Source organism: Aestuariivirga sp., assembly GCF_037139295.1.
Classification (GTDB): domain Bacteria; phylum Pseudomonadota; class Alphaproteobacteria; order Rhizobiales; family Aestuariivirgaceae; genus Aestuariivirga.
Genome location: NZ_JBAXGR010000017.1, coordinates 44,592 through 53,919 on the forward strand (window position 1 = coordinate 44,592; position 9,328 = coordinate 53,919).

General features: G+C 63.3%; 9 protein-coding genes and 1 pseudogene. 3 read left to right on the forward strand and 7 right to left on the reverse strand.

Annotation, left to right across the window (positions count from 1 at the left end; all coding sequences use genetic code 11):
- Positions 1 to 109: 109 nt before the first annotated feature.
- Positions 110 to 820, reverse strand: a complete 711-nt coding sequence (locus WCJ41_RS07210) for an urease accessory protein (protein WP_336905168.1) — start codon at positions 818 to 820, stop codon at positions 110 to 112.
- A gap of 196 nt (positions 821 to 1,016) precedes the next feature.
- On the opposite strand from WCJ41_RS07210, the pseudogene WCJ41_RS07215 reads away from it, so the two are divergent.
- Positions 1,017 to 2,246 (forward strand): annotated as a pseudogene (locus tag WCJ41_RS07215) (cyclopropane-fatty-acyl-phospholipid synthase family protein).
- A 165-nt stretch (positions 2,247 to 2,411) separates the two neighbouring features.
- Here WCJ41_RS07215 and WCJ41_RS07220 read toward each other — a convergent pair.
- The 6 genes from WCJ41_RS07220 to WCJ41_RS07245 form a co-directional block, all read right to left on the reverse strand.
- Positions 2,412 to 3,146 (reverse strand): hypothetical protein, encoded by a 735-nt coding sequence (locus WCJ41_RS07220; RefSeq protein ID WP_336905169.1) that lies wholly within the window; start codon positions 3,144 to 3,146, stop codon positions 2,412 to 2,414.
- A gap of 109 nt (positions 3,147 to 3,255) precedes the next feature.
- The gene (locus WCJ41_RS07225) at positions 3,256 to 3,999 is read right to left on the reverse strand and encodes an MBL fold metallo-hydrolase (protein WP_336905170.1); all 744 of its coding nucleotides are present in this window, start codon (positions 3,997 to 3,999) and stop codon (positions 3,256 to 3,258) included.
- A gap of 3 nt (positions 4,000 to 4,002) precedes the next feature.
- Positions 4,003 to 5,007, reverse strand: a complete 1,005-nt coding sequence (locus WCJ41_RS07230; RefSeq protein WP_336905171.1) for an ABC transporter ATP-binding protein — start codon at positions 5,005 to 5,007, stop codon at positions 4,003 to 4,005.
- Positions 5,004 to 5,777 (reverse strand): ABC transporter permease, encoded by a 774-nt coding sequence (locus tag WCJ41_RS07235; RefSeq protein WP_336905172.1) that lies wholly within the window; start codon positions 5,775 to 5,777, stop codon positions 5,004 to 5,006. The genes WCJ41_RS07230 and WCJ41_RS07235 overlap by 4 nt, the downstream gene beginning before the upstream one ends.
- Entirely contained in the window at positions 5,777 to 6,616 is an 840-nt protein-coding gene (locus tag WCJ41_RS07240; protein ID WP_336905173.1) for an ABC transporter permease, read from the reverse strand. The genes WCJ41_RS07235 and WCJ41_RS07240 overlap by 1 nt, the downstream gene beginning before the upstream one ends.
- Positions 6,613 to 7,620, reverse strand: a complete 1,008-nt coding sequence (locus tag WCJ41_RS07245; protein ID WP_336905176.1) for a spermidine/putrescine ABC transporter substrate-binding protein — start codon at positions 7,618 to 7,620, stop codon at positions 6,613 to 6,615. The genes WCJ41_RS07240 and WCJ41_RS07245 overlap by 4 nt, the downstream gene beginning before the upstream one ends.
- 138 nt (positions 7,621 to 7,758) lie before the next feature.
- On the opposite strand from WCJ41_RS07245, the gene WCJ41_RS07250 reads away from it, so the two are divergent.
- Positions 7,759 to 8,388 carry a TetR/AcrR family transcriptional regulator gene (locus WCJ41_RS07250; protein WP_336905174.1) on the forward strand — a complete coding sequence of 210 codons (630 nt, stop codon included), beginning with the start codon at positions 7,759 to 7,761 and terminating at the stop codon, positions 8,386 to 8,388.
- Positions 8,389 to 8,755: 367 nt separating this feature from the next.
- Positions 8,756 to 9,328: aminotransferase class III-fold pyridoxal phosphate-dependent enzyme (locus tag WCJ41_RS07255; RefSeq protein WP_336905175.1), on the forward strand; the 573-nt coding region annotated here is incomplete at its 3' end.

A 9,328-nucleotide genomic window follows, 5' to 3' on the forward strand; every position in this document is an offset into this window, starting at 1 on the left:
CATCTCGCATTCATCATCGCCGGGCTTGTCCGGCGATCTTTTTTGGCGGCCACTGAAGAGGATGCCCGGGTCAAGCCCGGGCATGATGAAGGAGGAGTTGGCGCTACGCTCAGCCGAACAGCACAGGTGCTGTCTCGATGATCGTGCGGAGGCCAATTCCCACGGCGATGATGCCGGCCAGAACCTGAAGCGCCCGGCTGGCCCAGGTCAGCGTGCTCGCCGTCCAGGACAGGGGTACGGCAATGACCGCCGAGAAGGCTGCCATGCCGGCAATCGAGCCTGCGGCGAAGACCAGCATGAAGGCAACGCCAACGTGAACCGAAGGCGCGCTGGATGCCGTGAGCGCCACCAGCGCGGCGGAGCCAGCCAGCCCGTGCATCATGCCGATGGCCAGGCTGCGGCCCCAGGCACCCTTTTGATGGCCATGGGCATGGGTGCTCAGTGCATGGTTCCTGACATCGCCCGCATGGCTGTGGGCGTGAAAGTGCACTTCGCCGGTGCGGTGGCGGTGGATGTGGAAATGGATGCGCGCCTTGACGATGGCATAGATCAGCCGCCCGCCCAGCAGTACCATCATGAGGCCGACGGCGAATTCGAGCCCGGTGGCCAGGCGGCCATTGAGGGTGAGTTCCAGCGCATAGACCGCGCCACCGAAGGCGCCCAGCGTCAGCGCATGGCCCAGTCCCCACATGCCGCCGTGCCGCACAATGCGGCTGAAGCCCCGTTTGTCGGCGGCGATGGAGGCAACGGTTGCGATATGGTCGGCTTCCAGCGCGTGCTGGAGCCCCAGAAGGAAACCGAAGACGATCCACGTGAACATGTGGGCATCTATAGCGGCTCGACCCGCGGCCCGCGAGGGCTGTTTACGGCAATGCGCGTCGGAATCCGGCTTTCACGCGTTGTCACATCGCAGCCGAGCGGCTAGCTTCCGGCCCGCCAGGCCGAGGACGGCCACCCCAGGGCACAAACGACCGGGCAGACACGCCGTGACCCCGGCGAGGTGAGGATCTTTTCTGATGAAGCTTCTGAACACCATGCTGACGAAGATCATCAGGACCGGTCCCCTCGAAGTGGTGGATGCGGATGGCAAAGTCCACCGCTACGCGGGCACGGCCGAGCCCTTTGTGCGCGTCAAGCTGCATGACCCGTCGCTCTACCGGTCGCTCGTCTGGAACCCTGACCTCAAGGCGGGCGAGGCCTAAATGGACGGCACGCTCACCATCGAGCAGGGGACGCTCCGCAATTTCCTGACGCTGTTCGCCATCAACCGGGGAGTCTCGCGCAAGCTTCCCATCCAGAAGCCGCTGCGGCGCATGGCCAAGCGCATGAAGTCACTGTGGCAGCGCAACACGCTGCTCCAGTCGCAGCGCAACGTGGCGCATCACTACGACCTGTCGAACGAGCTCTACAGCCTGTTCCACGACAGCGGCATGAATTACTCCTGCGCCTATTTCCGCTCGCCCGCCGACACGATCGAGGAAGCCCAGCAGAACAAGCTTCGCCATATCGCCGCCAAGCTTGACCTGAAGCCCGGCCAGCGCGTGCTCGACATCGGCTGCGGCTGGGGCGGCATGGCCATCTACCTCGCGCAAAACTTCGATGTTCACGTCACCGGTGTTACGCTGTCCAAGGAGCAGCTCGCACTCGCGCAGCAGCGGGCCGATGAGCTGGGCCTTTCGAGCAAGACCAGTTTTCAGTTCAAGGATTATCGCGACGTCGAAGGAACCTTCGACCGCATCGTATCGATCGGCATGTTCGAGCACGTGGGCATTTCCTATTTCCAGCAGTATTTCGGCAAGATCCAGAGCCTGCTGGCGCCCGGCGGTGTGGCGCTCGTCCACGCCATCGGCCGCAAGGGCGGGCCGGGCACCTGCGGCAAATGGCTGCGGAAGTATATTTTCCCCGGCGGCTATTCGCCCGCCCTGTCGGAAACCTTCGCCGCAATCGAATCCTCGGGCCTGTGGGTGACCGACACCGAAATCTGGCGCCTGCATTATGCTGAAACCCTGCGCGCCTGGTACGACCGCTTCGAAGCCAACCGCGGCAAGGCAGAGGCCCTGCTGGGCGAGACGTTCTGCCGCATGTGGGAGTTCTACCTCATCACCAGCGAGTTGAGCTTTCGCTACTTCAAGCACATGGTGTTCCAGATCCAGCTGGCCAAGGCCGTCGACACCTTGCCGCTGCAGCGTGACTACATGGTGGACAGCGAGCGGGAATTGATCGCGGCGGAGAGAAGCCACCCTTAGTTTCTGTCCCCCACGCAGTGGGGAGAGGAATATTCAGGAGAGGTGACAGCCGGGTTTCCTATGGCCTGCCACATACTCATCAGTGACCTGGCGCAAGCGCACAGGGCCGAGGCCGGGAAAGTGGTCCCGTGGACGATGTCGTCGAAGCCGGCGTATGTGCCGCAGTCAGTTCGCGGGCCGGTCGCAATGATTGAAGGTTACAGGCTGACCGAGGCAGGCTGCAAATGTCTCCGGCCCCGTGGTTGGTGAACCGATATAGAGAATTGCGCCATTGTTCTTTGCCGTGGCGTTCTTGGCGCAGACACGGTCATAGGCCTCCTGGGTGGTTGGGCACTGTCCGGGACCGAAGACCTGGAAGCTCGTGTCAGTGGTGACGACTGGGCAGGAGCAGATGATCTCTCCCTTCCCCACCTTCCCCCACAGCGATGAGGTCGTGCCGGTGGTGCTACCGAAACACAGACCGCCGTCGCACTGCGCGTATGAGCCGCCGCTGTTGCATGTGTAGAGCGCGAGTTCCTTGCGGGGGCTGATGGCGCCGGCGGGCGGGCTATAGGTGCTGACCACATAGCCCTTGAGCCCCGGCCGTCCCTTGTTGACCGTCGCGATGTTGCCTTCACGTGGAATGGCGTTGAACAGCGGATGATCGGCAGGGAACGGATAGTTCTGCCCCGCGCTCAGGCTGTTGCCGAACTTGAGCTTGCACTTGGCATAAGTGATTTCGTCGAAGTTTACAGTCTCGGCGCCGGCGCAAAGGGCATAAGGCTGCTTTACGAGATCGATCAAGGTCCCGAAGGGTGGGCAAGATACCTGCTCCTGTGCCCAAGCGGCCGAGCCTGCGACTGCCAGAACAGCCGAAACACCGAGTATGCAGAGCACCCGCTTGAATGAAAACACCGACATGCCGATGCACCTGCCAAAAGTTGCGAAGGACAAACCTTATGGCAGATGCCGTGAGCTGTCGATTTGGTGAAAATAATTAGGTAACATTGCGCGGGCGATGCGAGGCGCATCACCCGAGGTGACAGCCCGGCTTCCGGTGGCCGGCCACATACTCATCGATGAGCTGGCGGTAGCGGACCGAGCCAAAGCTGGGGAAGTGACCGCCGTGGATGATGGCGACGGGAAGCGCCCGCAGGCGTTCAAGCGTCTCGACATAGACCGGCACGTCGGAGTGATAGGCGTCGTCGATCAACGGGCCGTCATAGATGATGTCGCCGGAGAGGAAGGTGCCGGTTTTCTTCTCGAACAGGCCGATGCCGCCGGGCGAGTGGCCCGGCGTGTGGATGACCTCGAAGGCGCGGTCACCGAGGTCTATGATGTCGCCCTGTTCGAGAATGCGCTGCGCGTGGGCGGGCTTCACGTGGTACTTCGCCTGGTCCCAGCCTTCAGGTTGGACGATGAACATCTCGTCGGTGGCATAATGCGCGAGGATCAGGTCGTTCTGCGGGTCGGCGAGGATTTGGGCCTCGGCGGAATGCACCGCGCAGTGGCCGAACTCATGATGGCAGCCGATGTGGTCGAAGTGGGTATGGCTCGCGACACAGGTGATATCGCGCTCGGAGACGAGCGGCACGTGCGTACGCAGGCTGAAGTGGCCGAGGCCTGAATCGAACAGCAGGTCGCGGTCGCGGCCTCGCACGTGCCAGATGTTGCAGCGGAAGAAGGGCTTGATCCACGGTTCGTGGATCAGCGTCACGCCATCGGCGAAGCGCAGTGTTTCATACCACTCGGTGGGTCCGACGCGCAGCTCCATGGCTCAGGCCTTCAGCACGATGGCATGGGCGGGGTCAATGCCGAGCGACACGCGCTGGCCGGTGCTGAGCATCGTTTCGGCGGGGAGGCGGGCCAGCAGGTCGATGCCGTTCACGCGCGCTGTCACCCGCCTGAAGGCGCCCTGATAGACGACGTCCGAAACCTCGCCGTGGATCGGGCCGCCGAGCGAGACGTGCTCGGGGCGGATCGCCACCTGGGTCGCATCGGGCGGGGCGGGGAAGCGGCCGAGCGGGGTTTCGATCATGCCGTTCGCGACCTGCCCGGTGACGATGGTGCTCTCGCCCATGAACGTGGCGGTGAAGCGCGTGGCGGGCCGCGCATAGACGCGTTCGGGCGCGCCCTGATCCTCGATGTGGCCGTGGTTCATCACCACCACGTGGTCGGCCAGCGCCATGGCCTCTTCCTGGTCATGCGTCACGTGGATGAAGGCGGTGCCGACGCGCTTCTGGATGGCCTTCAGCTCATCCTGCATCTGGCGGCGGAGTTTCAAGTCGAGCGCACCCAGGGGTTCGTCGAGCAGAAGCACGGCGGGTTCGACGATCAGCGCGCGGGCGAGTGCCACGCGCTGGCGCTGGCCGCCGGACAGCTGGTGGGGCTTCCTCTCGAAGGCGGCGGCAAGGCCGACGACATCGAGCATGGCGCGGGCCTTGGCATCACGCTCCGCCTTCGCCACACCCTTCATGCGCAGGCCGAAGCCGACATTGCCGCCGATCGTCATGTGCGGGAACAGGGCATAGTCCTGGAACACCGTGGCGGTGGGGCGCTTCGCCGGCGCCATGGCCGTGCAGTCCTGCCCGCGGATCATCACGCGGCCCTGTTCGGGATTGAGGAAGCCACCGAGGATTGACAGCAGCGTGGTCTTGCCGGAGCCCGACGGGCCCAGGAGCACCGTGTAGCTGTCAGGCGCGAGATGGAGCGATACGTCGTCCAGCACCTTCGTCGGGCCGAAACTGTGGGAGACGTGGTCGATCGAGACGAGAGCCGTCATTGCGGGCGCTTTCGGAAGGCTGTGAGTTCAAAGATGATCGCGAGGATGATGGAGACGCCGAACACCATCGCCCCCACGGCGTTGGTCTTGGGGTTGAGGCCGGCGCGCAGCAGGTTCCAGATCTCGACGGGGAGCGTGGTCTCGAAACGGGTGAGCAGGAAGGAGATGACGAACTCGTCCCACGAGAAGGTCATGGAGAGGAAGAAGCTGGCGAAGAGGGCGGGCCACATCATGGGCGCAGTGATGAGCAGCAGGACCTTCATCTCGCCGGCGCCCAAGTCGCGCGCGGCGCGCTCGATGTTGGCCTGGTGATCGCCCATCTGGCTGTAGATGATGGCAAAGCAGAGCGGCAGGTTGATCACCACGTGGCCGATGCCCGCCGCCAGGAGCGACTTCGGAAGGCCGATCCAGTTGAAGAAGATCAGGAGCCCCATGCCGATGATGAGGTAGCTCACCGTGAGCGGCAGGGTGATCAGCCCGCGGAGGAAGGCGGATGCGGGCAAATGGAAGCGCGCGAAGCCCCAGGCGGACAGGAAGCCCAGCAGCGTGGCAACCGCCGAACTGATGAGCGCCACGACCACCGAATTGCCGAGGCCAGCGGTGAGCCGTGCATCCCCCAGCACCGCCGTGTACCAGCGCAAGCTCGGCCCATTGAAGGGCGGAATGGGAAACAGCGTGCCCTGGAAGGAGAACAGCACCAGCACGGCCACGGGCAGGAAGATGAAGCCGTAGAGGAGAAGCGCATAGGCGACTGCGATGGCGCGGGTCACTATGCCCTCTCGATCTTGAGCCAGCGGGCGCAGGCAAGATAGGCGACGGTGACGACCGCCATCAGGATGAGCGACAGGGCGGAGGCCGAGGCAAAGTCGCCGCGCCGGCCGATCTGCATCATGATGAGCTGTGGCATGAGCAGCTCGTTGTTGCCGCCCAAAATCTGCGGCGTGATGTAATCACCGATCGCCAGCACGAAGGTGAGGAAGGCGCCGACCATGATGCCGGGGAGCGTCAGCGGCAGGATCACGTGGATGAAGGTCTGGAGGCCGGAGGCGCCAAGGTCGGTCGCAGCCTTGCGGTAGTTGGGCGAGAGCTGTTTCAGATTGGCGAAAATCGTCAGTGTCAGGAGCATCACGAAGAAGTGGACGAAGCCGATGACCGTGGCGGTGCGCGTGTTGGCGATCTGGATCGGTTCGCTGAGCAGTCCCAGGTTCAGGAGGGTGGAATTGACCACGCCCTTTTCCGCCAGCACGAGCAGCCAGGAATAGGAGCGCACCACGTAGGAGGTCCAGAAGGGCAGCACGGCCAGCATCAGGGCCAGCCTCTGCCAGCGCTCCGGCACGATGAAGGCGAGGATCCAGGCGAAGGGATAGGCGAGCAGCACCGAGATGGCGGTGACGATGAGCGTCACCTCGAGCGAGTTGATCAGCGCATGCCAGTAGCTGGGGTTGGTAAAGAACTGCGCGTAGGCCGAAAGGCTTGCGCCGTCACCCGGTTTGGGGTGGAGGCTCATCACCCCCATTGCCACGAAGGGCACAACGAAGAAGACCAGCGTCCACAGCAGTGCTGGTGTGACGCTGGCCCATCCGATGCGTGATGTCGAAGCTTCGCTCACTGACCCTGGATCATGGCGGTCCAGAGGTCCTGCATCTTCTTGTCGAGGTCTTCCGAAGGTGCGGGATATTCCTGGGCGCGCTTCAGGAACTCAGGCTGCTCGTCGAAGCGCAGGATCTTCTTCTGGTCGGCGTTCAGTGCGGCCGCCTTGCTGGCGGGCATGCCCCAGTAGCACGACGAGGTGGCAAGCCGCGCCTGGCCCTCGGGGCTCATCACGTACTGGATGAACTTCAGCGCGTTGTCCTTGTTCTTCGAGTCCTTGAACATGGAAAGCGACTGCGACCAGAGGACGGCACCTTCCTTGGGGATCGAGAAGTTGAGGTCCGGATTCTCCTTGGCGATGCCGGCCGTCACCCATTCGCCGCCGCCGATCAGGATGTCGGCTTCGCCGGTGGCAAGCGCCGTCTGGCTGGCGACCACGTCGGTCACGGCCTTGGCATTGGCCTTCATCTTCTGCAGGACCTCCTTGATGGCGGGAAGGTCGGCTTCGGTCAGCTCTGAGGTTTTCTTGCCGATGGACATGGCAGCGAGGCCCATCACCGGCAGGTAGTAATCATAGATGGCGATCCGGCCCTTGTACTTGTCATTCGTCAGTACACCGAGCGTGTCCATGTCGGCGGCATCGACCTTGGCCTTGTTGAAGCCGATCGTGTTGTAGCCGAACTTCTCGGTGATGCCGTAACGCTTGCCGTCCACCACGGCATGGCTGTCCATCAGCACCTCGGGGAAAATGTCGGCCATGGGGAGCTTGTCCTCAGGCAGCGGCTCGAACAGGCCGCGGTCGACGCCGCGGCGGACGTCCACCGTGTCGATCACCATCACGTCCCAGTCGCCGGGCTGGGACTGGTCGACGATGGCGAGGCCGGCACCCGTGCCCTCGAACTCCTTGACGTTGACCTTGATGCCGGTGGCGTCCTCGAAGGGCTTAAGCAGGTTCGGGTCGGAATGATCGCACCAGACAAGGGCGTTCAGATCCGCGGCGGAGGCGGCGGCGTAAGATCCCATGAGGGCCAAGACAGCGACGGAGGCGCCGAAGAGACGGCGCGTGAGACGGTTGGTCATTTTGGCGTTTCTCCCTGTATCTTGAAAAATTGAACCAATTACAAAGTTGAGTCAATTCCAAATATCGGGCAGACTGCGTGAATGTCCGGCCTCCGCGAGCGACAAAAAGCCATCCGCCATGACCGCATCATCGATGCGGCGACGCGCCTGTTCCGCGAGCAGGGCTACGAGCACGTGAAAATGGAGGCGATCGCGACGGCGGCCGAGGTGGCGATCGGGACCATCTACAATTACTACCGCAACAAGGGCGACCTGCTGGTGGCCATCGTCTCGCTCGAGGTGGAGGAGGTTCTGCGCCTGGGCGAAGAGGTGATCGCCAGCCCGCCCGGCAGCGCCGAGGCCGCCGTGGATGCCCTCGTCGGCGGCTATGTGGAGCACTCGCTGAACTATCTCTCGAAGGAGATGTGGCGGCAGGCCATGGCGATTTCGACTACCCAGCCGGAAAGCCCCTTCGGCGAGACCTATGCCGACCTCGACGTGGCGCTGGCGGGCCAGACCTGCCAGCTCCTCGAAAAGCTGCAGCACCTGGGACTTCTGAACCGCACGGCGGATGCGGCGAGCCTGGGGGAAGTGATTTTCAACAATACGAACATGAACTTCATCGTGTTCGTGAAGGACGAGGCGATGAGCCTCCCGCAACTCCGCAGCCACCTCCGCCGCCAGCACAGGGCCGTCCTGGCGGGTTTCCGGATGGTGGCTGCGGGGGCCTGATGCTGTTTTTTCTTATATTAGATAAATAGTCCTTGACAGCGCGCGCTCCCTGGGGTATAAGAGGGTATTCTCGACAATTGGGTTTCACGGCCTGTCAGCCATCCGCTGGCGGTCTTCTCCCGCGTCTTTAGCAGGAGAAGAAGGGACCCGTTGCGGGACGCAACGGGGAGATGAGGGGATGCGGGCACCGGCGCTGGTCAGGAGCCCGGGTTCCCTCACCTCCTCCAACTTCGTTGGGGCCCCTTCCTCTCCCGCAATGCGGGAGAGGAAGGGGCCCCTCTGGCCCAAGCAACGCGCAAAGCTGGTGCATTCCCTTTGCACTGGCCTTTCTGCTATCACCGACCATCGCTCGGAGGAGATTTGACCGATGAACAAGCCCGTGAACCTGGAAGGCGCCGCCAACTGGGAGCCCTCGCCCAACAATCTTGAACCGTTCTGGATGGGCTTCACGCCCAACCGCGCCTTCAAGAAGCGCCCGCGCATGATCGCCCGTGCCAAGGACATGCATTACTACGACATGACCGGCCGCCCGATCCTCGACGGTTCCGCTGGCCTCTGGTGCTCCAACGCCGGCCATTGCCGCGGGCCCATCGTCGAAGCCATCCAGAAGTCGGCCGCCGAGCTCGACTTCGCGCCGACCTTCCAGTTCGGCCACCCCAAGGTGTTCGAACTCGCCTCCAGGCTTGCCACCATGGCGCCGGGCGACCTGAACTATGCCTTCTTCTGCAACTCGGGCTCGGAAGCCGCCGACACCGCGCTGAAGATCGCGCTGGCCTATCACCGCGCCAATGGCGAGGCGAGCCGCACCCGCCTGATCGGCCGCGAACGCGGCTATCACGGCGTGAACTTCGGTGGCATCTCGGTGGGCGGCATGGTCGCCAACCGCAAGTGGTTCGGTGCGATGCTCGCGGGCGTCGACCACCTGCCGCACACCTATAAC